20 protein-coding genes and 2 riboswitches are annotated in these 24,670 nt (G+C 67.6%); of the genes, 4 read left to right on the top strand and 16 right to left on the bottom strand.

The window, feature by feature from the left end:
• Window positions 1–37 precede the first annotated feature (37 nt).
• The 4 genes from B0I08_RS04215 to gcvT all read right to left on the bottom strand — a co-directional run bounded on the left by B0I08_RS04215 (window position 38) and on the right by gcvT (window position 6,134).
• Window positions 38–1,561, bottom strand: coding sequence for an APC family permease (locus B0I08_RS04215; RefSeq protein WP_106210181.1), 1,524 nt, complete (start codon window positions 1,559–1,561; stop codon window positions 38–40).
• A gap of 162 nt (window positions 1,562–1,723) precedes the next feature.
• Window positions 1,724–4,633 (bottom strand): aminomethyl-transferring glycine dehydrogenase, encoded by a 2,910-nt coding sequence (gene gcvP, locus B0I08_RS04210; RefSeq protein WP_106210179.1) that lies wholly within the window; start codon window positions 4,631–4,633, stop codon window positions 1,724–1,726.
• A complete protein-coding gene (gene gcvH, locus B0I08_RS04205; protein ID WP_106210177.1) occupies window positions 4,633–5,004 on the bottom strand; it encodes a glycine cleavage system protein GcvH in 372 nt (123 codons plus the stop codon). Before gcvH ends, gcvP begins: the two co-directional genes overlap by 1 nt.
• Entirely contained in the window at window positions 5,004–6,134 is a 1,131-nt protein-coding gene (gene gcvT / locus B0I08_RS04200) for a glycine cleavage system aminomethyltransferase GcvT (protein ID WP_219905618.1), read from the bottom strand. The genes gcvH and gcvT overlap by 1 nt, the downstream gene beginning before the upstream one ends.
• A gap of 169 nt (window positions 6,135–6,303) precedes the next feature.
• Window positions 6,304–6,426: riboswitch (glycine riboswitch) on the bottom strand.
• Between the two features lies 1 nt (window position 6,427).
• A riboswitch (glycine riboswitch) is annotated at window positions 6,428–6,535 on the bottom strand.
• Between the two features lie 172 nt (window positions 6,536–6,707).
• Here gcvT and B0I08_RS04195 point away from each other — a divergent pair.
• A complete protein-coding gene (locus tag B0I08_RS04195) occupies window positions 6,708–9,377 on the top strand; it encodes an AMP-binding protein (protein ID WP_106210173.1) in 2,670 nt (889 codons plus the stop codon).
• Between the two features lie 33 nt (window positions 9,378–9,410).
• Here the strand turns inward: B0I08_RS04195 and B0I08_RS04190 are convergent, their stop codons facing one another.
• The 3 genes from B0I08_RS04190 to B0I08_RS04180 are packed head-to-tail and all read right to left on the bottom strand — an operon-like array spanning window position 9,411 to window position 12,428.
• The gene (locus B0I08_RS04190) at window positions 9,411–9,851 is read right to left on the bottom strand and encodes a nitroreductase/quinone reductase family protein (RefSeq protein ID WP_106210171.1); all 441 of its coding nucleotides are present in this window, start codon (window positions 9,849–9,851) and stop codon (window positions 9,411–9,413) included.
• Between the two features lie 9 nt (window positions 9,852–9,860).
• Window positions 9,861–11,627 (bottom strand): ABC-F family ATP-binding cassette domain-containing protein, encoded by a 1,767-nt coding sequence (locus tag B0I08_RS04185; RefSeq protein ID WP_106210169.1) that lies wholly within the window; start codon window positions 11,625–11,627, stop codon window positions 9,861–9,863.
• A gap of 39 nt (window positions 11,628–11,666) precedes the next feature.
• Window positions 11,667–12,428: an LON peptidase substrate-binding domain-containing protein gene (locus B0I08_RS04180; RefSeq protein ID WP_181243213.1), complete on the bottom strand. Its 762-nt coding sequence runs from the start codon at window positions 12,426–12,428 to the stop codon at window positions 11,667–11,669.
• Window positions 12,429–12,534: 106 nt separating this feature from the next.
• Here B0I08_RS04180 and B0I08_RS04175 point away from each other — a divergent pair, with 106 nt between their 5' ends.
• The gene (locus B0I08_RS04175) at window positions 12,535–12,882 is read left to right on the top strand and encodes a LysR family transcriptional regulator (protein WP_106210167.1); all 348 of its coding nucleotides are present in this window, start codon (window positions 12,535–12,537) and stop codon (window positions 12,880–12,882) included.
• 5 nt (window positions 12,883–12,887) lie between these two features.
• On the opposite strand, the gene B0I08_RS04170 is transcribed toward B0I08_RS04175, so the two are convergent.
• Both B0I08_RS04170 and B0I08_RS04165 read right to left on the bottom strand, forming a co-directional pair.
• Entirely contained in the window at window positions 12,888–15,395 is a 2,508-nt protein-coding gene (locus tag B0I08_RS04170) for an FtsX-like permease family protein (protein WP_106210165.1), read from the bottom strand.
• On the bottom strand, window positions 15,392–16,165 hold the full coding sequence (locus B0I08_RS04165) for an ABC transporter ATP-binding protein (protein ID WP_245884515.1): 774 nt from the start codon (window positions 16,163–16,165) through the stop codon (window positions 15,392–15,394). Before B0I08_RS04165 ends, B0I08_RS04170 begins: the two co-directional genes overlap by 4 nt.
• Before the next feature lie 229 nt (window positions 16,166–16,394).
• On the opposite strand from B0I08_RS04165, the gene B0I08_RS04160 reads away from it, so the two are divergent.
• The gene (locus B0I08_RS04160) at window positions 16,395–16,964 is read left to right on the top strand and encodes a carboxymuconolactone decarboxylase family protein (protein WP_106210161.1); all 570 of its coding nucleotides are present in this window, start codon (window positions 16,395–16,397) and stop codon (window positions 16,962–16,964) included.
• A 28-nt stretch (window positions 16,965–16,992) separates the two neighbouring features.
• Here the strand turns inward: B0I08_RS04160 and B0I08_RS04155 are convergent, their stop codons facing one another.
• The gene (locus tag B0I08_RS04155) at window positions 16,993–17,619 is read right to left on the bottom strand and encodes a LysE/ArgO family amino acid transporter (RefSeq protein ID WP_106210789.1); all 627 of its coding nucleotides are present in this window, start codon (window positions 17,617–17,619) and stop codon (window positions 16,993–16,995) included.
• 69 nt (window positions 17,620–17,688) lie between these two features.
• On the opposite strand from B0I08_RS04155, the gene B0I08_RS04150 reads away from it, so the two are divergent.
• Window positions 17,689–18,591 (top strand): LysR family transcriptional regulator ArgP, encoded by a 903-nt coding sequence (locus tag B0I08_RS04150; protein WP_106210159.1) that lies wholly within the window; start codon window positions 17,689–17,691, stop codon window positions 18,589–18,591.
• A gap of 62 nt (window positions 18,592–18,653) precedes the next feature.
• Here B0I08_RS04150 and B0I08_RS04145 read toward each other — a convergent pair whose 3' ends face one another.
• The 6 genes from B0I08_RS04145 to B0I08_RS04120 all read right to left on the bottom strand — a co-directional run bounded on the left by B0I08_RS04145 (window position 18,654) and on the right by B0I08_RS04120 (window position 24,645).
• Window positions 18,654–19,334, bottom strand: coding sequence for an SDR family NAD(P)-dependent oxidoreductase (locus B0I08_RS04145; RefSeq protein ID WP_106210157.1), 681 nt, complete (start codon window positions 19,332–19,334; stop codon window positions 18,654–18,656).
• Entirely contained in the window at window positions 19,331–21,580 is a 2,250-nt protein-coding gene (locus B0I08_RS04140; RefSeq protein WP_106210155.1) for a heavy metal translocating P-type ATPase, read from the bottom strand. The genes B0I08_RS04145 and B0I08_RS04140 overlap by 4 nt, the downstream gene beginning before the upstream one ends.
• Window positions 21,577–21,963 (bottom strand): heavy-metal-associated domain-containing protein, encoded by a 387-nt coding sequence (locus B0I08_RS04135; protein WP_106210153.1) that lies wholly within the window; start codon window positions 21,961–21,963, stop codon window positions 21,577–21,579. The genes B0I08_RS04140 and B0I08_RS04135 overlap by 4 nt, the downstream gene beginning before the upstream one ends.
• 115 nt (window positions 21,964–22,078) lie before the next feature.
• The gene (locus B0I08_RS04130) at window positions 22,079–22,360 is read right to left on the bottom strand and encodes a metal-sensitive transcriptional regulator (protein WP_106210787.1); all 282 of its coding nucleotides are present in this window, start codon (window positions 22,358–22,360) and stop codon (window positions 22,079–22,081) included.
• A gap of 97 nt (window positions 22,361–22,457) precedes the next feature.
• Window positions 22,458–24,104 (bottom strand): DUF5671 domain-containing protein, encoded by a 1,647-nt coding sequence (locus B0I08_RS04125; RefSeq protein WP_106210151.1) that lies wholly within the window; start codon window positions 24,102–24,104, stop codon window positions 22,458–22,460.
• A gap of 43 nt (window positions 24,105–24,147) precedes the next feature.
• A complete protein-coding gene (locus B0I08_RS04120) occupies window positions 24,148–24,645 on the bottom strand; it encodes an LpqB family beta-propeller domain-containing protein (RefSeq protein WP_245884514.1) in 498 nt (165 codons plus the stop codon).
• Window positions 24,646–24,670: the final 25 nt, after the last annotated feature.

Below are 24,670 nucleotides of genomic sequence, written 5' to 3'. Positions count from 1 at the left end.
CCCGCGCGCCCCGCCGTTGAGCTGCCTGCGGCCCGCTCTACACCCGACCGCCGTCGATTGAACGCCCGTAAACGACGTCTTCCTCCGGCACCAAGACCTCGGTCGATTCGTTCAGGCTCTGGCCCCGGAAGTACGGCCTCGAGGCCCCGAAGAACGACCAGACAACCATGAGCACGACGCCGAACAGCAGCGAGCCGATGCCAATCACGAAGACGCCGCCGATGCCCCAGATGACGGTGTACCCGTAGTCGGGGTCGAGCATGTCCACCGCCGACTTGATGAACGCGGCGGTCAAGGCGAGCGCGCCGAGCAGCGGGAACAGAAACTTGTACACGAAGTTGAATGGTGTCGCGAAAAGCTCCCGCCGAAAATACCAGACACAGGAGTAGCCGGTCAGCCCGTAGTAGAAGGCGATCGCGAGGCCCAGGGAGTAGATCGAGTCGGCGAGAAAGTTCTCGCTGATCATCGTCATCGCGACGTAGTACACAACCGAGACCGCGCCCATCACGAGGGTCGAAAAGCTGGGGGTGCGGAATTTCGGATGCACCGTGGCGAAGCGTTTCGGAAGCGCGTTGTACACCGCCATCGACAACGTGCCGCGCGCGGTGGGCAGGATCGTCGTCTGCGTGGAAGAGACCGCGGAGATAAGCACCGCGAGTACCAGCAGCCACGCCCACGGGCCGAACAATGCGTCCTTGACGACGAGGAACACGTCGTCCTGATCGGCGAGAGCGTCCAGCCCCGCGAACGACATCACCGCAACGGTGACGAGTACATAGGTGATGACGAGCACGACGGTGGAGATGAGCGCCGCGCGACCCGGGATCGTTTTGGGGTCCTTGGTTTCCTCGTTCAGGGCGAGGCAGGTGTCCCAGCCCCAGTAGATGAAGAGCGCGAGCAGTATCGACTCGGTGAACCCGTCCACCGAGGTGAATGCGAGGGGGTTGAACCACTCGAGCGTCGGCAACACCGACGCCGCGGGCGGGTTCGATCCGAGAACGCTGATGAAGGAGAGGATCACGAACAATCCGAGGGCCAGGTACTGCACCCCGAGCAGAACGTTCTGGAGCCGTTCGCCGATCTCGATTCCGCGGTAGCTGACGAAGACCATCGCGACAATAAACGCGACCCCGGTGAGCGTGGTCACCCAGACGGTCTGCGACAGCTCGGTCTGGCCGAGGAGGATCCAGAAGTAGATGCCGGCGATCTGGGCGAGGTTCGCCAGCACCACGATGCCGGCCACGGCGATACCCCAGCCACCGAGCCAGCCCACCCGGGGCCCAAACGCCTTGGCCGCCCAGGTGAATGTCGTGCCGCAGTCGGGTACCGCGCGGTTGAGTTCTCGGTAGGCAAACGCGATGAAGAACATGGGCACAAACGCGAGAATGAACGCGATCGGGGCCTGGAACCCCACCGCCGTGATCACAAAACCGAGCGTCGCGACGAGCGAGTACACGGGCGCCGTGCTGGCCAGCCCCATCACTGTTGACCCGATCAGGCCGAGCTGGCCCCGCGCGAGTCCCTTGCCCCTGCCCTCTGCCGCCACCCCTGTGCTCGTCATGGACGGATACTAGAGGACCGGGTACCCGCAGCACCAGAGGTCAGGTCTCAACTTACGTCGTGTGTTCGTCATCGCGAACGACATAAGTTGAGACCCGGCCGGCCGGCCAGTGACTCCGGCCGGCCCGCGGACCCAGCCCGCCCGGAGACCTGACCGGCGCGACTATTCGGCGAACGCCTCGATCGGCGGGCAGGCGCAGACCAGGTTGCGGTCGCCGTACGCGTTGTCGATGCGGCGCACCGGCGGCCAGTACTTGCCCCGGATGAGCGAGGACACCGGATACACGGCTTCCTCCCGGCTGTACGCGTGGTCCCACTCCCCCACGATCACGGATTGCGCGGTGTGCGGTGCGTTGTGGAGCGGGTTGTCGTCTGCGGGCCAACGACCCGCGGCGACAGCATCCGCTTCCTTCTTAATGGCGATCATCGCGTCGATGAAGCGATCGATTTCGGGGAGATCTTCGCTCTCGGTCGGCTCGACCATGAGGGTTCCCGCGACCGGGAACGACATGGTCGGCGCGTGGAATCCGTAGTCGACGAGGCGCTTGGCCACGTCGTCAACGGTCACCCCCGTGGCCGCGGTGAGCGGACGCAGGTCGAGGATGCACTCGTGCGCGACCAGACCGTTGTCCCCCGCGTACAACACGGGGTAGTGCTCCCGCAGGCGCACGGCCACGTAGTTCGCGGCGAGCACGGCTGCGCCGGTCGCGGCCTTGAGTCCCTCGGAGCCCATCATGCGCACGTACGCCCAGCTGATCGGCAGGATACTCGGGCTGCCGTAGGGTGCGGCACTGACGATGTTGTGGTGGGCCGGCATCGCGGCGTGGCCGCCAGCCGACTCGTCGCCCCCGCTCGCGAGCAGGTCTCCCCGGTGGGCGAGCAGGTCGCGCTGTGCCATCGGGTGGCCGGGCAAGAACGGCGCGAGGTGCGCCTTCGCCGCGACCGGACCGACGCCGGGGCCGCCGCCGCCGTGCGGGATGCAGAAGGTCTTGTGCAGGTTCAGGTGCGAGACGTCGCCGCCGAACTCGCCGAAGCGGGCATAGCCGAGCACCGCGTTGAGGTTTGCCCCGTCGACGTACACCTGTCCGCCGGCGTCGTGTACCGCGTCGCAGATCGCGACGACCTCGTGCTCGTACACACCGTGGGTCGAGGGGTAGGTGATCATGAGCGCGGCCAGAACGTCGGCGTGCTCCGCGATCTTGGCGTGCAGGTCGGCGATGTCGACGTTTCCGAGGTCATCGGTGGCGACGACGACGACCTTCATGCCGGCGAGCACCGCGCTGGCGGCGTTGGTGCCGTGGGCACTGGACGGGATGAGGCACACCGTGCGGTGTTGGTCACCGCGCCAGTGGTGGTATCCGCGAATCGCGAGCAGGCCCGCGAGTTCACCCTGGCTGCCCGCGTTGGGCTGCAGCGACACCGAGTCGTAGCCGGTGACCTCGGCGAGCCAGTTCTGCAGCTGCTCGATGAGCGTCAGGTAGCCCTCGACGTCGGCCTCCGGGGCGAACGGGTGCAGTCCGGCGAACTCGGGCCAGGTGATCGACTCCATTTCGGTCGCGGCGTTGAGCTTCATGGTGCACGACCCGAGCGGAATCATCCCCCGGTCAAGGGCATAGTCCTTGTCCGCGAGGTACTTGAGGTAACGCATCATGGCCGTCTCGGAGCGGTGCGTGTTGAACACCGGGTGGGTCAGGTACTCGCTCTGGCGTTCAAGCTCGACGGGCAACGACGAGGTGAGAATCGAGAACGCCGTGCGGCTGGTGAAGCCGAAGGCCTCCGCGAGCCCCAGCTGCCCGTCGACGCTCGAGACCTCGTCGAAGCTGACACCGATGGTGTTCTCGTCGACCAGGTAAAGGTTGATGTTGGACTGGCGCGCGTTCTCGACGATGTCGGCGGCGCGGCCCGGGGCGGAAACCCGCACCGTGTCGAAGAAGGTCTGCGTCTCGACCGTGAACCCTGCCGCAGCGGCGTCCTGCGCGAACACCTGGGCGCTGAGGTGGATGCGCTGAGCGATGCGCTTCAGCCCGTCCGGCCCGTGGTAGACCGCGTACATCGAGGCCATGACGGCCAGCAGCACCTGCGCGGTGCAGATGTTCGACGTGGCCTTCTCACGGCGGATGTGCTGTTCACGCACCTGCAGCGACAGGCGGTAGGCGGGGTGGCCGTCGGAATCCTGGGACACCCCGACGAGGCGGCCGGGGAGTTGCCGCTCGAGACCCTTGCGCACCGCCATGTAGCCGGCGTGTGGTCCGCCGAAACCCATCGGTACGCCGAGGCGCTGGCTGGTGCCGACGGCGACATCCGCCCCCAGCTCCCCCGGCGCTTTGATCAGGGTGAGGGCGAGCAGGTCGGCCGCGACGACCGCGAGTCCGCCCGCGTTTTTGACCGCTGAAATGGTGGATGTCGGGTCCCACACGGTTCCGGAGGCGCCCGGGTACTGCACAAAGACACCGAACGCCTCGGGCAAAGCTGAGGGCTCGGTCGACGCCAACGGCAGCTCGACAATCTCGATACCGACTGCCGCCGACCGATTCGCCAGCAGGGCCTTCGTCTGCGGCAGCGCGTCGGAATCCACGAGGAAGACGGCCGACGTCGACTTCGACGCGCGGCGCGCCAGCAGCATCCCCTCCACGACGGCGGTGCCCTCGTCGAGCATCGAGGCGTTGGCGGTGGTCATGCCGGTGAGGTCGGAGACCATCGTCTGGAAGTTGATGAGCGCCTCGAGCCGGCCCTGGCTGATCTCGGGCTGGTACGGGGTGTACGCGGTGTACCAGCTGGGGTTCTCGAGCACGTTGCGCTTGATCACCGCGGGGGTGATTGTGTCGTAGTAGCCGAGGCCGATCATCGAGCGGCGCACCGTGTTGCGGTCGGCGAGGGTGCGCAGTTCCTTCAGCGCGTCGCGCTCGGTGGCGGGAGCGGGGATGGTGGATGCCGCGACCGGAAGCGCATGGATGGACGTCGGCACCGCGGCATCCACCAAACGCTCAACGGTGTCGTAACCCACGGCTGACAGCATTTCCAGCTGGGCCAGGGAGTCGGTTCCGATGTGGCGTTCTGCGAAGCTGAACGGCATTACTCGGCCACCAACGCCGCGTACTCGTCGAAGCTGAGCAGCTCGGGCAGTGTCTCGAAGGTCACCTTGATGAGCCAGCCCTCGCCGAACGGGTCGCTGTTGACCAGCTCGGGCGAATCCACAACGGCCTCGTTGGCCTCGAGCACGGTGCCGTCGACCGGGGCGAACAGTTCCCCCACCGACTTGGTCGACTCGATCTCACCCACGACGGTTCCGGACGCGACGGTGGAGCCCACCTCGGGCAGCTCGACAAAGACGACATCGCCCAGCTTGTCGGCTGCGTAGTCGGTGATGCCGACCGTCGCGGTCGTTCCGTCGACGAGAATCCACTCGTGCGCGGCGGTGTACTTCAGTTCTGTCTTGTCAGCCATCAGCGGGACTCTCTCTTGTAGAAGGGAAGGGATACGACGTGTGCGGGAATCCGTTTTCCACGCACGTCGATAAAAATGGGGGAACCGGGCTCGGAGTGCGCCTTCTCGACGTAGGCCATGGCGATGGGGTGGCCAAGCGTCGGCGAGAGGGCGCCGCTGGTGATGACGCCGATGGGGTTGGGTGCCTCGGTGTCGGTGCCGCTCTCGGTGCCGGCGAACAGGAGATAGTCAGCGCGACCGGCTCTTTTACCCTCGGACGCGAGGCCAACCAGCACGCGGGCGTCCGCGGGCGGACCTGCCTCGATGGCCTGGCGTCCGACGAAGTCGCCTTCCTTTTTTAGGGCGACTACCCGGCCGAGTCCCGCCTGCACCGGGAAGGTGGTGGTGCCGAGTTCGTGCCCGTAGAGCGGCATCCCGGCCTCGAGGCGAAGCGTGTCCCTGCTGGCGAGACCGGCGGCAACGAGGCCACTGCCCGCGCCGGTTTCCATTAGGGCCTCCCACAGCTGCGCCGCGGCATCCGGCGACAGATAGAGTTCGAAGCCGTCCTCGCCGGTGTAGCCGGTGCGGGCGACGAGCAGCTCATGTTCGCCGCGATCGCCGAAGGTTCCCGGACGGCACCAGTAGTACTTGAGGTCATCGAGACCCGGGATCTCGACAGTGGGAGCCTGGCTCAGGATCTCGTGCGCGCGCGGGCCCTGGATCGCGATCAGCGCGATGTCGTCGCTCTCGTCGTATACCTCGCAGGCGAAATCAGCGCTGCGTTCGATCAGTTCGCGGGCGACATCCACCCGGTTCGAAGCATTTGCGACGACCAGGAAGCGGTCGTCGCCGGTGCGGTAGACGACGAGGTCGTCGACGATGCCCCCGTCGACGGTGAGCAACAGGCTGTACTTCGCCTGGCCCACTGCGATCGCCGACAGTTTGCCCGCAAGCGCGTAGTCGAGGGCCTGGGCGGCCTCCGGGCCGACCACGAAGATCTCGCCCATGTGCGAGAGGTCGAACAGCCCGGCTGCGGTGCGCACGGCGTGGTGCTCTGCGAGGTCGGATCCGTAGCTGACCGGCATCTGCCACCCGGCGAAGTCGGTGAAGCTTGCGCCGCCCGCGACGTGGATGGCGTGCAGCGGAGACAGGCGCTCCGTACTCGGGCTGTCGGGGCTGGTGCTGGCGGGGCGGGTGCGGTCGGAACTGGTGCTGCCCGAGTCGAGGCTGCCCGAGTCGGGGCTGTCGGGGCTGTCGGAACTGGGGTTGTCGGTCGATGCGGTCACGGAGTTCTCCTGGCGCGAGGGCTGCGGATGAAACTCCCCCTCTGTCGCGAGCCTGAGAGTTTCACCGCGCGTATGGTCAAGGACCTCAAACGTGGCTTTCACCTTCGGCGGGATGTCGTCGCACGCTTGCGCGCGCGGAATCCTCTTTCCAGAGTGGCCAGTTCGATGCGGTACTTGTGACCTGAGAGATTGGCAGGGAGGCTTGCTCCTTCGGTGCCCGGCAGTCGACAGTTTCGGCGGCTGCTGGGCTCTCCCGCATCGCGTATGCGGCCCAGTGTTCGATTGTCTGTACAGACTAGCAAGCCCAATGTTTCCGAGGGATGTCGACAGACTCTCATACAACACGGGCGTGCCGAAGGGCAACCCTGGACGCCATTGTTGCGGTTCGCCTAGGCTGCCCAAATCCAGCTCCTCCCTACCCGAAGGGATTCTCAGCTCATGGTTTTTGCGGCGCAACAAACTCAGGTCCTGACGCCGCTCACGGTGCCCGGACCCTACCGCTCGATCCTGCACCGCTGGAAGGACGTGGTCGCCGCTTACCCCGGCCGGCCCGCCCTTTCCTCCGCCGGTGTCAGCTACACGTTCGCGGAGGCAGACGCGCTCAGTGATGAGGTCGCCATCGCGCTCGCCCGCGCGCTGCCCGCGGGAGAGGCGCCCATTGGCGCCTTCGTCGGCCACACCGCGTCCGGCCTGATCGCCTATCTGGGGGTGCTCAAGGCGGGCCGGATCGTGGTCATTCTCGACGCCCACCTTCCCCAGGAGCGGCTTCGGGACATCTGCTCTCTTGCGGGAATCACCGCGTGCATCGCGGACGACGCGAACCTCGACGCGGCCCGCGAGCTCGGCGACTTTATGCAGACCGTGGTTGCCCTCGACCCGATCGTCACGACGTACGACCCCGCGGCGCCCAGGCAGCGCACCGCCGCCGACACCGCGGTGCTTGCGGCGGGCCTCGCCCGGGGAGGCAAGGACGCCACCGGAATCGTTTTCACGTCGGGCTCGACCGGGCGACCCAAGGGAGTCATCCAAAACCACGACGAGCTCCTCAACGACGCCATGACCAGCGGGGTCTCATTCCGAATCACTCCGGAAGATCGGGTCGCCATGGTTCTGCCCTACGGGTTTGCCGCCGGCGCCATCCTGCAATTCGTGGCCCTGTTGAACGGGGCCGGGCTCTGGAGCTTCGATCCCCGCAGCGGCGGAATCCGCGGGCTCATCTCCTGGATCGAGCAGATGAAGCTCACCACCTTCAACTGCACGCCCCATCTGCTGCGCTCCCTCTCCGCCGCCCTGCCCGCCGGATCCGATCGGGCCGGGATGTCGCCCCTCGCGTCTCTGCGCATGGTCTCCACCGTGGGTGAAGCGGTGCATGGGCGGGATGTCGCGGCGATTCGCCCGCACTTGCCCGCCAGCGCGACCTTCTTCAACTGGGTGGGCTCCTCCGAAATAGGCACGCTCGCCGTGCACGAGATCCCCGGGTCGGCACCGGTGCCTGACGGCACGGTTCCGGCGGGAACCATCGTCGCCAACAAGGAGGTCATCCTCCTCCGCGAGGATTCCTCCGTGGCCGGGCCGGGAGAAGCGGGCGAGATCGTCGCCATCTCGGACTACATGTCGGGAGAGTACTGGCGGGACGATGCGGCCAACGCGCTCCGCTTCAGCACCTTCACGGACGGGCGTCGGGTCTGCCGGCAGGGTGACCTGGGACGGTTCGACGAAAACGGCGACCTCGTGTTGCTGGGTCGGGCCGACGCAGCGGTGAAGGTGCGCGGGTATCTCGTCGAGCCCAGCGAAATTGAAGCGGCATTCCTCGCCATCGAGGGCGTCACCGAGTCCGTGGTGCTGACGGAGACAGACCCCCCGGCGCCGACCCGACTCGTCGCCTACGTGGTGCAGGAGGCGGGCCTGCGTCCGCATTCCGCAGCGGCACTGCGCCGGCTGCTGCGCCTGCGCCTCCCGGAGTACATGGTGCCGGGCACCATCGTGCAGCTGGGTGCACTGCCCCGCAACGAACGGGGAAAGGTCGACCGGCGACAGCTGCCACCCCCTCCGGCCCGGGTACCGAACACCGGGGCGATGGATCCGCGCCAGCGCGTGGTCGCTGACATCTGGTCGAGCGTGCTGGGTCTCGAGGTGGAGATGATTGGCCTTGAGGACGACTTTATGGCCCTCGGCGGCGACTCCCTCTCGACCGAAGAACTGCTCGTCATCGTGCGCGAACGGTTCGGTGTGACCCTCACCTCGACGGACCTGCTCGAATCGCCCACCCTGCGCGAGTTCGCCAGACGCGTCAGCCTCGGATCCTCCGCCCTGCCCACCCATCCTGACGTGGTCACCCTGCGGTCCGACGGAATCCGCACCCCGCTGTTTTGCTTCGCCGGAGCCGGCGCGCTCGCCCTGACGTTCCTGCCGCTGTCGCACCACTTCCCCGAGCACAGCATGTACGCCTTCCAGTCCCACGGCCTCGAGAAGCGCGCGATCCCGGACCAGAGCGTGGAGAGCGAGGCGCGACGCCACCTCGGCATGATCCGCATCCTCCAGCCACGCGGCCCCTACCTGCTGATGGGCCACTCCTACGGGGGTCTTGTGGCGTTGGATGTCGCGAGGCAGTTGATCGAGGCGGGTGAAACCGTAGAGCTCACCGCACTACTCGACACCTACCTGCCCTCGAGCTCCGACGCGATGCGCGACGCGGTGGTCGGCACGGCAGAGAACCGTCGCCGCAGGTCGGGCCTCGCGTGGCTGATGCACCGTCCCATCGCGGTGCCCTTCCGCTCGCAGACACTCCCCCCGCTCACCGACTGGCCCCGCCACTTTCGCTCACGCACCGCCGGACTGGTTTTCTACCCTGGGCGGCGGCAGTTCGACGCCTACTTCGACCACAGCATCATCTCCTCGCGCAAATATCGCATCAACGCGTTTCCGGGAAAGGTGCTGCTGGTCTTCGCCGACGGCAACCCCGACGGAGTCGAGAGCTGGTCACCCCTGCTTACAGAAACGCCGGCGGCGGTGGCGATCATCAGCGAACACACGTCGTTGTTGCGGGAGCCGCACGCGACCGAGCTCGCGGCCGCGATCCAGGCGGAACTCAGCAGGGCGCAGCAGTAGGGAGCAGGAGGGGCAGCAGGGAACGTCGGAAACTCAGCGCGGCTCGCAGATCACCACGGGAATGTCCCGTGCCGTCTTCTCCTGGTACCGGCTGTACCCACCGTAGGCGGCGGTGACGCGGGGCCAGAGTGCGGCCTTTTCTTCGGCATCAGCCACGCGAGCGCGCATGAGGAGCGTGACACCACCCACCGTGAGCTCGACGTCAGGGTTGGCGACCAGATTGGAGAACCAAAAAGGGTCGCGGTCGTCCCCACCCTTGGAGGCGATGAGTATGTACCGGCCATCTTCCACAATGGGCGCACTCAGCATGGCGGAACGCATCTTGCCGCTTCTGCGCCCGATGGTGTGCAGCTCGACCACCTTCATCGGACCGAGGGTCGCGCCGAGCTGACCGCGCGATGCTTTCAAGAGCAAGCGATGGGCGTGGCTCATCGCGGTCATCCACCGATCGGTAAATGTTTCGCGCGCGCTCATGGGAGCACTTTACGCCTCGCTGAGGTGCCCGTCCTCAACCCGCCAGAAACGGTCGAGCTGCACCGCGCTCAGCATCCTGCGGTCGTGGGTGACGAGCAGCAAGGTGCCCTCGTAAGACCGAAGCGCCTGCTCCAGCTGCTCGATCGCGGCCAGGTCGAGGTGGTTGGTCGGCTCATCGAGCACCAGCAGGTTGATGCCCCGGGACTGGAGCAACGCGAGGGCGGCACGGGTGCGTTCCCCGGGCGAGAGTTCATCGACCGGCCGGTTCACATGATCGGCTTTCAAAGCGAACTTGGCGAGGAGGGTGCGCACCTCCCCGGGGGTCAACTCGGGCACGAGCAGCTCGAAGCTCTCCGCAAGGGGCAGGGATCCCGCCAGCAGGGTGCGGGCCTGGTCGATCTCGCCGATGCGCACGCTCGCGCCAAGGTGGCTGGAACCGTCGGCGGGCTCGATTCGCCCGAGCAGTGCGCGCAGGAGGGTCGACTTGCCCGCGCCGTTCGGTCCGGTGATTCCGATTCGATCGCCCGCGTTTACCTGCGCCGAGATGGGCCCGAGGGTGAAGGACCCCTGCCGAAACACCGCCGCGGTGAGGGTGGAGACCACGGCGCTGGAGCGCGGGGCGGCACCGATCGTGAACTCGAGCTGCCATTCCTTGCGGGGCTCCTCGACCTCGTCGAGGCGCGCGATGCGGCTCTCCATTTGGCGTACCTTCTGCGCCTGCTTCTCGCTCGACTCCGCCGAAGCCTTACGGCGGATCTTGTCGTTGTCCGGCGACTTTTTCATCGCGTTGCGCACACCCTGGCTCGACCACTCCCGTTGGGTGCGGGCCCGGCCGACCAGGTCGGCCTTTTTGTCCGCGAACTCGTCATACTCTTCCCGGCGATGGCGGCGGGCTGTCTCGCGCTCCTCGAGATACGCCTCGTAGCCCCCGCCGAACACCCGGTTGCTTCCCTGCAGCAGATCGAGCTCCAGCACCCGGGTGACACACCGGGCGAGGAACTCGCGGTCGTGGCTGACCAGAACGACTCCGCCCCGCAGTCCCTGCACAAAGCTCTCGAGGCGATCCAGCCCGTCGAGGTCGAGGTCGTTGGTGGGCTCGTCCAAAAGCACAATATCGAAACGTGACAGCAGCAGCGCCGCGAGTCCCACCCGCGCGGCCTGGCCACCGGACAGGGAGGTCATCAGCGACGCTCCGGTCACGGGCGCGCTGGCCGGGGGCGCGCCAGCAGCAGCGACGGTGGGCTCGAGCGACGCAGTCTCAAGCGAGGCAGCCTCGAGCGACGCAGCCTCGAGCGAAACAGAGCCGAGCGCCAGGCCCAGATCTGCCAGCACAACGGGAATGCGCTCGTCGAGGTCGGCGGCACCGCTGGCGAGCCAGCGGTCGAGAGCCACGGAGTAGACGTCGGCGGGATCCTGGCCATCCTCGCGCGGGGTGCCGGACAGGTCGCCGAGAGCGGCGGCCGCGGCATCCATCTCCACACTCGCCTGCGCGCACCCGGTTCGACGCGCGATGTACTCAGCGATGCTCTCACCGGCGACGCGTTCGTGTTCCTGGGGCAGCCAGCCGACGAAGGCGTCGCGCGGCGACAGCGCAACGCTGCCCGACTGGGGAGAGTGGATGCCGGCCAGGATGCGCAGCAGCGTCGACTTGCCCGCTCCGTTGACGCCGACAACCCCGACAACGTCGCCCGGGGCGACGGTGAGGTCGAGGGATTCAAACAGGGTGCGGTGGGCGTACCCGCCGGCGAGGTCCTTGGCGACGAGCGTTGCGGTCATGAACCCATCGTCTCATTGACCGCGCCGGGGCCCTGCCGGTCACCTGCCGTCGCTTCCGCTGTCGCCCCTGTTGTCGCCGCCGCCGTTGCCACCCTCGCCGCCGCCGCTGCCACCCCCGCCGCCGCCGTCGCCGCTGCCACCCCCGCCGCCGCTTGCGCCGCCGCCGATGTCATCGTCGTCCGCCCAATCGTCACTGAACCCGGCGCTGAAATCCGCCTCGGCGGCCTCGGTCAGGGCAATGACGCGGGTCAACAGTTCGAACGCGCTGGTCGAATGCAGCAGGGCGACCTGGTCGAGGGGGCCGAGCGGAGCGATCGCCGCGAGCTGCCAGATGGCCGCCGCCGGGTCGTCGGAAAGCTCCACGTTGGCGGCCCACTGCTGGTCCGCGAATTCGCTGGCCACCGCGAGCGCTCGACGCACGGTGTGCTCGGCGGTGGCCCGCAGCGGTTCGAGCGAGGCATCCCACGTCAAATTTTCAATCTCACGCACCTTCGCACGCGGGTAGGGCGCCTCATCGAGCCACTGCGTGATCTCGATTCGCCGGTCGCCCTGCGCGAGCAGCGCGACAAAACCGTCCGCCGCCTCGAGCTGCAGGATCTGCGCGACGGTGCCGTAGCCGAAGCGCTGCTCGCCGCCGCCGACTTCTTGTCCGCGCTCGATCAGCACAACACCGAACTCGGCGGAGTCGGCGGGCAGCAGTTCCGACAGCATCACCAGGTATCGCTCCTCGAACACCCGCAGTGGCAGCGGCATATAGGGGAACAAAACAGAGCCAAGCGGAAACATCGCCATGTCAGTCATCACCCCAGCGAACCACGCCAGCCACCCGCGGCCAAGCCATTTCGACCGATGTACGCGTAACCTGTGACATTGACCGTGACTGTCGCGGCCACCAGAAAGGCTCTTCGTGGATCCCACCCTGCTCCGACACTTCGTCGCCGCTGCCGAAGAGCTGCACTTCGCGCACGCCGCAAAACGTTTCGAGATCCCCCGCAGCACGCTCATCGCCTCGGTGCGCAAGCTCGAGTCGGACCTCGGCTACGAACTCTTCGACAAGACCGCGGAATCCACGGTTCTCACCGCAAAGGGTGTCGTGTTCCTGGAGGACGCCCGGCTGCAATTGGCCAAGTCGGCCGCGGCGGCCCGCGCCTCCGTCGCCGCCCCCGGCGGTAAGGCGAAGGCATCCAAGGGCAAGGGGCGCGCGCCGGCCGTCAAGGGCGCCCCGCGAGTGGGCAAGCGCCGCCAGTCCCGCTGACCGCGTCAGCGACCAGACAGCGCGTTGACCGGGGACTTTCTCGTCGCCTGCCGCGCGGGGATCACCGACGCGAGAACCCCCGCGACGAGCGTTCCCCCGAGAATGATCCCGAGCTGGTCCCAGGGCAGGTGAACGCTGAGCGACAGCTTGTTCGCCTGCAGTGCCACGGCTGACAGCCCCGCCCAGGCATACACGATCCCGAGGACGACGCCACACCCCGCCGCGACGAGCGCGATGAGGGCTGCCTCGACGGCAAGCATGCCCCGCAACTGGCCCCGGGTGAGACCGAGCGCGCGCAGGAGACCCGACTCACGCCGACGTTCGAGAACGGACAGGGCCAGCGTGTTGGCGACCCCCACCACCGCGATGACCACGGCGATGGTGAGAAGTGCGAGCACAATCAGCAGCATCACGTCGAGAATCTGCGCGTAGTAGGTGCGCTCCGGCGCTCCCCCGCCCACGACGAGGTCTTCCCCGAGCGACATGATGCCCGAGCTGATCAACTGCACCTCGGCACCCGAGGCGGTATCGGACAGCCGCAATTGCACCTGGGTTGTCGTGGGCGACGCCACCACCACGAGCAGGTCCTCCGCCGTGACCACCACCTGTCCGGGCTGCGCAGCCGGGTCGAACCGCGCGGTCAGCATCCTCTCCCCGCCCGATCCGCGCACGGTGACGCCGGTTCCGTCGGTGAGTCCACGCGCGTTGCTGGGATTCAGTACGATCTCGCCCGCTGCCGCTACCGTGGGCGCCGACCGTGCCACGGCCCGAGCCTCCTCCGGCACCACCCCGCGTGCAGGCAGCTGAAACTCCGCGACGCCGTCCGCAGAGAGGCCGAGCCGCCCGGCCGTGATCACGGCGGACTCCTCGACGCCCGGCAGCGCGGCGATCTGCCCCACCATCGTGGCCGTGAAACCCGCCGGGTCATCGGTCTGAACGGTCAGGTCGACCGGTCGTTTTTCGTCGATTTTGTCGTTGACGGATGTCCGGACCGAGGTCACACCCACGACCATCATCGTCACCAGCGTTACCCCCACCAGCAGGGCGGCAGCGGTCGATGCGGTGCGGCCGGGGTTCCGGCTCGCGTTGAGGGAGGCGAGCCGCGCCGGCACCGAGGTCCAGGCGATGAGCAGCCCGGCCACGCGCACGATCCACGGGATCAGCAGGGTGGAGGCGAGCAGCACCCCGACGAAGCTGATCACTCCGGCGGCGACGGCGAGGCCGAGACCGGACCGGGTGGCGCCGCCCACCAGGGTGTACCCGCCCACGGCGATCAGCGCGGCGGCGACGATGGCTCGCAGCACGAAGCTCGTCGCGGTGCGCGGGGCTTCAACGGCCCGCAAGGCCGCGACCGGACGCACCCGTGTGGCCCGGTGGGCTGGCGACAGGGCAGAAAGCAGGGTCAGCGACATCCCGATCGCCATTCCCAAGGCCAGCTGGAGAGGATCGGTGACCAGCTCACCCAGATGAAGGGTCGAGGAATCGGTACGGCTAAGGGCGGCGAGCGCCCCGGCCCCCACGATTCCCAGAGCGACCCCCGCCGCGGATGCAACCGCCCCGAGCACAAACGCCTCGCCCAGGATCAGGCCGCGCACCTGGGCCGTGCTCGCGCCGATGCAGCGCAGGAGCGCGAACTCCCTTGTGCGCTGGGCGACGAGAACCTGAAAAGTGTTGGAGATCACCATGCTTGCCACGAACAGGGCGACCGCGGCGAACGCGAGCAGGATACTCGTGAGGATGGTCCCGCTGCCCGACAGCTCGCCGGTCTGGTAGTCGACCGCCTGCGCCGCGGTCTGCACGACGATTCCCGGCGACCCGGCCACTGCTGCCGACACGGCGCCGACGAGGTCGGCTGCCGCGATGTTGTCCCCCGCGACCAGGACACCCGTCGAGACGGGAAAATACACCGGATTATCGAGAACCGCGGGAAGCATCAGCAGCGTGGGCGCGCCCGTGCCGACCCCGGCGCTGTCGGGCGAGGTGATCCCCACGATCGTCACGTTGATGGCGCCCACTCCGGTGCTGGCCGGAGCGATGGACAGGATGTCCCCGAGCGTCAGCCCCAAGGCCGAGACGGCGGTCTGGTCGAGCGTGGCTTCGGCGACCGTGGCGGGCCAAACACCGGCGCTGAGCTGCTGCCAGCGCACGGATTCGTCGAGGACGGTGGCCACCTGTGCCGCGCTGCGGGTGGACCCGGATCGCAGTTCCACCAGCGCCAGGCGCTCGACGTCCGCGCCCGCGACCTGATCGAGGGCGAGCACCCTCGGCAGCACGTCGGTCAGCACGTCCGTGGACGTTCGCGGATCCGACGTTGCCACCATCGCGACCGTGGGGGTGATCCGCACGTCGGCGTGCGACATGTTGGCGGTCAGGGTCTGTTCGGTCGTGCGGGTGAAGGTGGTGGACAGCGTGAGCGTTGCGACCACAAAGCCGACCGAGAGAGCGACGGCGAGGCCGGTGGCGACCAGACGGGCCAGGCTGGTGCGCAGCCCCGCCAGCAGGACGATGTTCACGGGCGGCTCGAGGTCGCGGGTTGTACCGGGGACGCAGCGGATGCCTGCGCGAGAGCCGACAGCACCGACTCGACGGTGGGGTTTGCCAGCTCCCCCGCCAGCTCGCCGTCCGCCAGCATGACCACCCTGTCGGCGTAGGACGCAGCGACCGGATCGTGAGTCACCATGATGACCGTCTGTCCGAGCTGGCTGACCGCCTGGCGCAACAGGGTGAGCACCTCGGTGCCCGCGGCTGAGTCCAGATTTCCGGTGGGTTCGTCGGCAAAAATGACGGCGGGGCGGCTGAGGAGGGCCCGGGCGACGGCGACCCGTTGTTGCTGTCCCCCGGAGAGCTCGTGCGGCCGGTGTTTCAGGCGGTCTGCCAGCCCGAGGGTCTGCACCACCTGGTCCAACCACGCCCGGTCCACCCTGTGGCGAGCCAGGGACAGGGGCAGCAGCATGTTTTGCCGCGCGGTCAGGGTCGGCACCAGGTTGAAGGACTGGAAAACGAACCCCACCCGGTCACGACGCAGCTTCGTGAGCGCACGATCGGAGAGAGCGGTGATCCGCACGTCGTCGATGTAAACCTGCCCACTGGACACGGAATCCAGGCCGGCGAGGCACTGCATCAGCGTCGACTTTCCTGAGCCGGATGGCCCCATCACCGCGGCAAACTCACCCCGGGGAAACGCGACGGTGACGCCCGCGAGTGCGTGCACGGCCGAGTCCCCGGCGCCATAGCTCTTGCGCAATTCAACGGCCGACGCCGCGAATCTTTGCGATTCGGACATTCCCCCACCCATCGCTCAACCGTTCGGCGCCCCGATCGTGCACGCCGTGGGTCCCCCCAGCGCCTCCGTTCCGGTACCCCCAAGTACAGAAACGAAAATCGAAAAACCGAACGTATTCCCGTGGCTTCACGACTTGTAACCACTTCGGGTTACAACTCTAGGGCGCAAGGCGCACAATCGAAACCAGAGTGACTCTGGACGACGCCGGATACGGGAGAGAGAATCAGCAATGGTGATTGTGACGGGGCCCGCGGACGCGGATGCGGCGGGTGTGGCGGCGGAGCTTTTCACGGGTGACATCAAGGATCAGGGGTTCGTGTCGAGCCATACCCGCGCGCTCAGCCTGAACCCGGAGGCGCTCGTGGCCTGGGAAAACCTGATCACGGAGATCGCCAGGCCCATGGGAAAACGGCGTTACGAACTCGTCACCCTCGCGGCCGCGCTCGGTGCCCGATCACCGCACTGTCGCCTCGCCCACGGCCGGAGGTCGCTGCGCTACTTCGAAGAAGAACAGTTGGTGCGGATCGCGGAGGACTATCACCGCGCTGACCTGTCGGCCGCGGAGGTGACCATGATGGAGTTCGCCGAACGCGTCAGCCGCAGCGCGGCAGACATGACCGACCGGGACACCGAACTCCTCCGCGACGCAGGTTTCTCCGACCGCGAGATCGTCGACATCGCCCTGGCCGCGGCGGCGCGCAACTACTACAGCCGCGCCGTCCAGGCGTTGGCGGTGCCGGTGGAGGTTCCCGAGGACATCAGCGAGAAACTCCGCGACGCACTTCTCCGTGGTGTGTAGTCGGCAGCTCCGGACGCAACCGGAGTGATCAGCCGCCCACGGCCATCCGCACGCCGAGCCCGAGCATCACCACGGCGATCGTGCCGTCCAGGATCCGCCACGAGCGTGGGCGGGCAAAGAACGGTCGCAGCAACCGCGCTCCGAAGCCGAGGGCGCAGAACCAGACCACGCTCGCCGTCATTGCTCCCCCCGCCCACCACCAGCGCTCCAGTTCGCCCTGCTGGTTTCCGATGGAACCAAGAAAGACAACCGTGTCGAGGTAGACGTGGGGGTTGAGCCAGGTCAACCCGATGGCCGTGAGGATTGCGGACCGCAGAGGGAGCTCCGCACCGTCGCTCGCCACAAGTGCCTGCGGCCGGAACGCCCGACGCGCCGCGAGCAGCCCGTAGACGATCAGGAAGCCGGATCCGAGGACACGGATCAGCACCAAAGCCACCGGCGCCCGTTCCACCAGGGCCCCGATGCCAACGATCCCGGCGACGATCAACGCGGCATCCGACAGCGCACAGATCAGCACGACGGGCACGAGGGTGCGGTTGTTGCCCGCAATGCCCAGGCGCAGCAAAAACGCGTTTTGCGCACCGATGGCCACGATCAGGGTGAAGCCCGTTCCGAGGCCGAGGAGCGCGGGGAGGAGGGCGTCGAAGAAGGTCACGGGTACCACGGTAAGAGCAGGCACCGACTTAGACCAGCTAACCTTTCTTACGAGACCTAAGCTCTACTTATGATGTTTCAGGTGGATCAGCTCCACACCCTCGTCGTAGTGGTGGAGGAGGGCACGTTCGAGGCCGCCGCCCAGAGGCTGAGAATTACCGCCTCTGCCGTCTCCCAGCGGATAAAGGCGATGGAGCAGGCCGCGGGGCAAATACTGCTGCAGCGCCTCAACCCGGTGCAGCCCACCGAGGCGGGGATGGTGGTGCTGCGCTATGGACGCCAGGTGCAGCTCCTCGACGGGGACACCGCCCGCCAGCTCAGCGGGCTCGCGCATTCTGCGGGGGACCACATCTCGCTCCCGCTTGCCGTCAACGGCGATTGTCTGTCGACCTGGTTCCTGGGCGCCCTGGCGGGCTTCCCGCGCGCGTTCAACGCCGTCTTCGACATCCACCGGGAGGACCAGGAACACACCACCGCGCTGCTCCGCTCGGGAGCCGTGATGGCCGCCGTCACCTCCACCGCGGAGGCGGTGCAGGGCTGCACCGCGACGCCGCTGGGAATCATGCGTTACCGTGCGGTCTGCAGTCCAGATTTTGCATCGGAGTGGCTGGATGATTTGCCCGCGATCGATCGGCTGGATGTCGCGCCGCTGGTGACCTTCGACCGCAAAGACGACCTGCAGCACCAGTTCTATCGGGGTCTCACCGGGCGCGACCTGCACGCGCCGCGGCACTTCATTCCGACCTCGGACGACTTTGCGCGAGCGATCGTGCAGGGGTTCGGTTGGGGCGTGCTCCCCGAGCAGCAGTGCAGCGACGACATCGCGGCCGGCACCCTGGTGGACATCGCGCCGCACCACGCCGTCGACGTACTGCTGTACTGGCAGCGCTGGAACCTGGCGTCGCCGCTGCTCGACGAGGTCACCCGCCGGGTGACCACGGCCGCAGTAGCAAGTCTGCACAGCGCTCGATAGAAAGCGGCGCTCGATAGAAGCGCCGCTCGCTAGAAGCGCCGCTCGCTAGAAAGCAGCGCTCGCTAGAACGCGGTACTCGGGAGATCCTTCTCACCGTCGCGGATCGCACGCACGATTCGCGCCACCACCTCGTCTGCACTGTGCGCTTGCCCGAAGGCCGGCGCGGTGCCGGCGACGGGATGGGTGGACAGGTCCGTGTCGGTGTGACCGGGACGCGCGTCGAGCAGCCGGATGCCACTGCGCCGGTACTCCCGTGCTGCCGCGCTGACGAAGGCAGAAAGCGCTGCCTTCGATGCCGAATAAGCCGCAAGCCCCGCTGCGGGCGCTTCGGCGACCACCCCGCTGAGGGTGACCACAAACGGAAGCCTGCCCGCGGCGGCAGACTCGACAAGGTACGGGAAGCTGTCGCGCAGCATTCGGATCGGCCCAAGGGCGTTGGTTTCGAACAGCTCGGTGACGGTCTCGTCCGTCACCTCGTTCGCGGGACCGAAGGCAACCACTCCCGCCGCAATGACGACCCCGTCGAGCCTGCCGTGCGTCTGGATGGCGGCGGCGATGAGCGATTGCGGGCCCGTCTGAGTGCGCAGATCGGCCAGGAACGCGTTGGGGCCAAAGAGCGTGGCGGGGTCCCGACCGGCCCGCACCACGAGGGCACCCGCGTCGGCGAGCTGGGTCGCCAAGCGCGACCCGAGACCACCGGATGCGCCGAGCACGAGCACTACTGCGCCGTCGAGTTCTGTCATGCCCGCAGCCTACCGAGCCGGTCGCTCCCGCGGAACCGACGCAACCGAAGGCTGTTGCCCACCACAAATACCGACGACAAGGCCATGGCGGCGCCGGCGATCAGCGGGTTGAGCAGTCCCAGCATCGCCACCGGGATCGCTGCGACGTTGTAGGCAAAGGCCCAGAAGAGATTGCCCTTGATGGTGCCGAGCGTGCTGCGTGCGAGGCGCACCGCGTCTCCCACCACAATCAGATCGCCGCTCATCACGGTGATGTCGCTCGCCGCGATCGCCGCGTCGGTGCCGGTACCCATCGCAATCCCGAGGTCGGCTGCCGCGAGCGCCGCGGCGTCGTTGACACCGTCGCCAACCATTGCCACCACGTGGCCGTCAGCCTGCAACTCGCGAATCGCCTCCAGCTTGCCGGCCGGGCTGATGCCGGCGCGCACCTCGCTGATGCCGACGGCTGTCGCAACCGAGCGTGCCGCGCCCGGGTTATCGCCGGTGAGTAAGACGGGTGTGAGCCCGAGGGCAATAAATCGCTGCACCGCGTCGGCACTGGAGGGCTTCACGGTGTCGGAGACGGCGATGGAGCCGCGCACCTCGCCATCCCAGGCGACCACAACGGCGGTTCGCCCCTCGGACTCCGCTGCCGCCACCGCGGTGCGAGTTGTCTCGGGCAGCGCGAGCGCCCACTGCCGGAGCATCCAGTCGGCCTTACCGACGAGCACGGCGCGCCCGTCGACCATCGCCCGCACGCCGACACCGGCATCGGACTGGAACCCTTCTGCGCCGGAGACGTCGAGACCGGAAACGGTTGCCGCCGCGACAATCGCGCGCGCCACGGGATGCTCAGAACCGGCTTCCGCCGCCCCCGCGACCCGGAGCAACTCGCCCTCCGTCAGCCCTTCCTCGGCGAATACGCCGGCGACAGCCATCGTTCCGGTCGTCACCGTTCCGGTCTTGTCGAGCACGATGGTGTCGATCCGGCGTGTCTGCTCGAGCACCTGCGGCCCGCGCAACAGGATTCCCAGCTGCGAACCACGCCCGGTTCCCACCAGCAGCGCCGTGGGAGTGGCCAGCCCCAGCGCACACGGGCAGGCGACGATCAGCGTCGCAATGGCCGCGGTGAACGCGACCGATACCGACCCGCCCAGAAGCGCCCAGCCAAGAAAAGTCGCGAGGGAGAGACCGATGACCACGGGAACGAAAATCGCCGACACCCGGTCAGCGAGGCGCTGCACCTCCGCCTTGCCCGTTTGGGCTTGCTCCACGAGACGGCCGAGGCGGGCGAGTTCTGTTTCGGCGCCGATGCGGGTCACCTCGACGACGAGTCGGCCGCCGACGTTCAGCGTCGCGCCGACGACGCGATCACCGACGGCGACCTCGACGGGCACGGATTCGCCCGTGAGCATGCTCGAATCAATGGCGGATGCCCCGTCGGCAACAATTCCGTCCGTGGCGACTTTCTCCCCCGGCCGCACAACAAAGCGGTCACCAATCGCGAGTTGGTCGATCGGCACTCTCGCTTCGCCGCCGGCCCGCAGGATCACCGCATCCTTGGCGCCGAGCTCAAGCAGCGCCCGCAGGGCGGCTCCCGACTGCTGTTTGGCGCGCGCCTCGACATAGCGCCCGGCCAGGATGAACACGGTCACCGCTGTCGCTACCTCAAGGTAGATGTCGTGCGCTGCCCCACCGGGTTCGGTGACGAACGCAAAGGTCATCTGCATTCCGGCCATCCCGGCCGATCCGAAGAAGAGCGCGTACAGCGACCAGCCGAAGGCGGCAAGTACGCCGACGCTGATCAGCGTGTCCATGGTTGTCGCACCGTGCCGCGCGTTGATCCAAGCGGCGCGGTGGAACGGCCACGCTCCCCACACCGCGACGGGAGCCGCGAGGGTCAGGGCGAGCCATTGCCAGTTGGTGAACTGGAGGGCCGGAATCATCGACATCAGCACCACCGGCACCGTGAGCGCGCCGGCGACGATCAGACGGCGGGCAAGCTCCGCGGCTTCGTCGCGGGGCTGTTGCTCCTGAGCCGCTGAGTGAAGCGGTGGCGGCACCGCGGCCGAGTAGCCGGCGGACTCAATGGCCGAGATCAGCGTGGCGGTGTCGATCGGTACGACCGCACGCACAGTCGCCTTTTCCGTGGCGTAGTTCACACTGGCCTCGACGCCGTCGATCCGGTTGAGCTTGCGCTCGATGCGCGTGGCGCACGACGCGCAGGTCATCCCCCCGATATCGAGTTGGACGTCGACGGCGCTCATGATGCTGTGCTGGCCAGTTCGTATCCGGCTTCCGTCACGGCGGCCGTCACTGCAGCGCTGTCGAGGGCAGCAGCGCTGGTGACCGTGACACTGGACGCCCCACCGACGTTGAGCACGACCGTGACATCGAGCACCCCGGAAATCTCCGACAGCTCTTCGCGCACGCTGGAAACGCAATGGGCGCAGGTCATCCCCAGAACGGCATAGTTCGCGCTCACCGGACCCTCGGGTGAGATAGCGGTGTCCGCGATCGACTCCTGCTCCGCAGAGTCGTTGGCACCGCAGGTGCAGTTGCAGCCGCCGCCACAGCCGACGGAGTCATCGCGAACGACGTCTTTCGCAGTGAGTCCAAGGTCGGTGAGCGAAGTCGAGGTGTCGGTCATGAGTGTCTCCTGTAGTGGTCGTGCGGGAACGGTGGTCGTGCGGCAACGGTGGTGGAACGGGAACGGTGGTCGAACCCGAACGGTGCTCGAACGGGTATGGTGCGCGTGGCCGGTGTTAGGAACGCACGAGACGGGCGATGGCGGCAGAGGCCTCGCGCAATTTCTCCTCCGCGACGGCGCCGCCCTGCGCGGTCGCCTCGGCGACGCAGTGGCTCAGGTGATCCTCCAGCAGGGAGAGCGCGACGGTCTCCAACGCCTTGGTGACGGCGGAAACCTGGGTGAGCACGTCGATGCAGTAGGTGTCTTCGTCGACCATTCGCTGGATGCCGCGCACCTGACCCTCAGCGCGGCGCAGACGCTTCTGCAGTTCATCTTTTCGTTCGCTGTAGCCGACCATCATTCGCCTCCGTCATACCCCCTGGGGGTAAATCCACTCTACGCGGCTTGTGGCGCCGTGTGTGGGCAGAAAGTCCCGAGGCACGGTGGCAGAAAGGTCAGTCGGCGAGGCCGATCGCCTCGACCCGGGATCCCGGGCCAACAACGACGAGCACCCGCTTGCCCGCGAGAAGCCCGAGCGCATCCGCAAGGTGGGCGGCGTCCGGGGAGGGCTGCTCGTCGTCGCTCGCACGCGACCAGATTGTGACGGGTGCCCCCGAAATGGCGTGGAGAATCTGCGCTTCGGCCGCCGCGTTCGCCCCCGAGACCAGGATGATCCGCCCGATGCGTCTGGCCTGCACGAGCCCCGCGGTGGTCACTGCGACGAGCTCCCTGCGCCACACGACAAAGTGGTAGGCCGCGACCAGCACGGTCGCGAACAGCAGTCCGAGCGGCGCCCGCACCCTGTCGAGCAGACTCGCTGCGAGAGCGCCATCGAGCGCAAACTCAAACACTCGGTACCCGACGACAAGCAGGGTCACGACCGCGACGACCGCGCTCAGGCCGAATACGGCAATGAGGTACACCCTGCGGGCGGGCGACGCGGCCTCCGCGGGTCCCGCGATCGACGCGGGTTTCCAGACGATCCACCACAGTGGGCCGCCCACCACAGCAGAGCTGATTCCCGCGAGCAACAGCGTGCGCGCATCAGCACCAACGAGGGCCGGGGTGAGCGCCGCCAGCAACGCGTTCACGATGACGCCGACACCCGACGCGGTGGCCACGAGGCCAACACCCGACGTGACCAGGCTCGCGGCCAGTCGGGGCGTGGCGGCGAGCGAGTCGACGACCGTCCGGTGATAGGCCCACACGACCGCGCCGACCGTCGCCGTCGCCAGGGCACTGCTCAGCGGGTCGAGGATCTCGCGAAGGGGGTCTGAGCGGTCAAACGTGAGGCGAAGGACCACAAACAGGCTGACGCCGAGACCGCCGAGCGTGAGGATGCTGCCGCCCGCGATTCCCGCGGCAATGACGGCCACCGTGGCGAAGTCGGAACCCAGCGCGCGCGCCCTGTCGTGGTTCCAGTGCCACCACCAGACAACCCACCCGCCAACCGCCCAGACCAGCGACTGCAGCACTGCCTCCCACCAGGGATTGCCGACCGCGACGACGCTGCCCGCGGAACCCGCGACGGTGTCAATCGCCTCGCGGAACACCAGCCCGAGCCCCGTGATACTGCCGGCCACCCCGATCGCCAGCCCCCAGACAAAGCCCACGACACCGGGGGCGTGGCGCAACTGGCGCGGTCCCTTCACCGGGTGCAGGAGCATCCACCGGTGCCAGATCCAGACGCCCCACCAGACCAGGCCGGTTCCGACATCGCGCGGCGCCGCATCGCCGCCGATGGACGCCGTCACCGCGCCCAGCAGCGCCTGCGTGAACGTGATGAGCGACACCGTGTACACCGCCGTGATGTACACGCCCCACAGCACCGACGAGCGGTCGGCTCCTCCGGACAGCCGCCTCCAGACGAACCACCAGAGCACCGCGGCCAGTGGTCCGGCGATGAGGGTGAAGGCGAGCGATTGGGCGAGGCCCGCGACATCCCCCTCCACGAGAACCACACCGGTGTCCAGCAGCCGCCCGACCAGCCCGGACAGGCCAATGGCGGCGATCATTACGAGCGCGAAGAGGATCGTGTACACAATCAGGCGGCGCACCGTCGGCTGCGCCGCGGTCACGGCGGACGGACGTTCGGCGATCACGGTGAATTCCTTCGCTGGTCTGCCACGAGATCACCCAGGTTGCTCAGGCGCACAGCGCCAGTTGCCAGGGGGCAGAGTCGATCAGCCAGGTGTCGCCCGAGCGAACGAGGGCGAAGCGGTCCTCGTACTCGTATTCGTTGCTGCCGAACGGGCCTCCGGTGTAGGACGTGACGATCGAAACCCGCACGTCGGCGGAATCGTTGCGCTCGGTGGACGACACCAGCACGACCCGGAGATGAGAGGTGTCGCCCCGCCCGATTTCTTCGCACCGTTCGACGGCAGCTTCGGTGACGTATCGTTCGGCGGTCTCCTCGTCGGCGGCGATGATCGCGGCGGAGTACCGCTGCACCACGCCCTCGGGCGTGGACGCATCGTGCATCGTCGGAGTGCCGCGCGAAAACACCACCACGAGCGACACCACGACCAGCACCGCGAGCACGGCCAGGATCGCGATCAGCGTGCGATCCGGACGCGCGCCGACGCCCGCCGGTTCACCAGAACTGTCGACGACCGAGCTGCCGTTCGCAGAAGTGTCTTGCACAGAAAAAGCATGACGCGTTCCCGTC

Origin of the sequence: Glaciihabitans tibetensis (genome assembly GCF_003003265.1) — a bacterium.
GTDB lineage: Bacteria > Actinomycetota > Actinomycetes > Actinomycetales > Microbacteriaceae > Glaciihabitans > Glaciihabitans tibetensis.
This window is presented reverse-complemented; position numbering and strand designations above follow the sequence as displayed.

What these genes read in the sequence shown, in the direction of transcription:
- B0I08_RS04145 (WP_106210157.1), bottom strand. Translation starts at nt 19,334, where the DNA reads ATGACAGAACTCGACGGCGCAGTAGTGCTCGTGCTCGGCGCATCCGGT.
- B0I08_RS04165 (WP_245884515.1), bottom strand. Translation starts at nt 16,165, where the DNA reads ATGTCCGAATCGCAAAGATTCGCGGCGTCGGCCGTTGAATTGCGCAAG.
- B0I08_RS04135 (WP_106210153.1), bottom strand. Translation starts at nt 21,963, where the DNA reads ATGACCGACACCTCGACTTCGCTCACCGACCTTGGACTCACTGCGAAA.
- gcvP (WP_106210179.1), bottom strand. Translation starts at nt 4,633, where the DNA reads ATGCCGTTCAGCTTCGCAGAACGCCACATCGGAACCGACTCCCTGGCC.
- B0I08_RS04185 (WP_106210169.1), bottom strand. Translation starts at nt 11,627, where the DNA reads ATGACCGCAACGCTCGTCGCCAAGGACCTCGCCGGCGGGTACGCCCAC.
- B0I08_RS04180 (WP_181243213.1), bottom strand. Translation starts at nt 12,428, where the DNA reads ATGACTGACATGGCGATGTTTCCGCTTGGCTCTGTTTTGTTCCCCTAT.
- B0I08_RS04160 (WP_106210161.1), top strand. Translation starts at nt 16,395, where the DNA reads ATGGTGATTGTGACGGGGCCCGCGGACGCGGATGCGGCGGGTGTGGCG.
- B0I08_RS04140 (WP_106210155.1), bottom strand. Translation starts at nt 21,580, where the DNA reads ATGAGCGCCGTCGACGTCCAACTCGATATCGGGGGGATGACCTGCGCG.
- B0I08_RS04190 (WP_106210171.1), bottom strand. Translation starts at nt 9,851, where the DNA reads ATGAGCGCGCGCGAAACATTTACCGATCGGTGGATGACCGCGATGAGC.
- B0I08_RS04195 (WP_106210173.1), top strand. Translation starts at nt 6,708, where the DNA reads ATGGTTTTTGCGGCGCAACAAACTCAGGTCCTGACGCCGCTCACGGTG.
- B0I08_RS04150 (WP_106210159.1), top strand. Translation starts at nt 17,689, where the DNA reads ATGATGTTTCAGGTGGATCAGCTCCACACCCTCGTCGTAGTGGTGGAG.
- B0I08_RS04130 (WP_106210787.1), bottom strand. Translation starts at nt 22,360, where the DNA reads ATGGTCGGCTACAGCGAACGAAAAGATGAACTGCAGAAGCGTCTGCGC.
- B0I08_RS04215 (WP_106210181.1), bottom strand. Translation starts at nt 1,561, where the DNA reads ATGACGAGCACAGGGGTGGCGGCAGAGGGCAGGGGCAAGGGACTCGCG.
- gcvH (WP_106210177.1), bottom strand. Translation starts at nt 5,004, where the DNA reads ATGGCTGACAAGACAGAACTGAAGTACACCGCCGCGCACGAGTGGATT.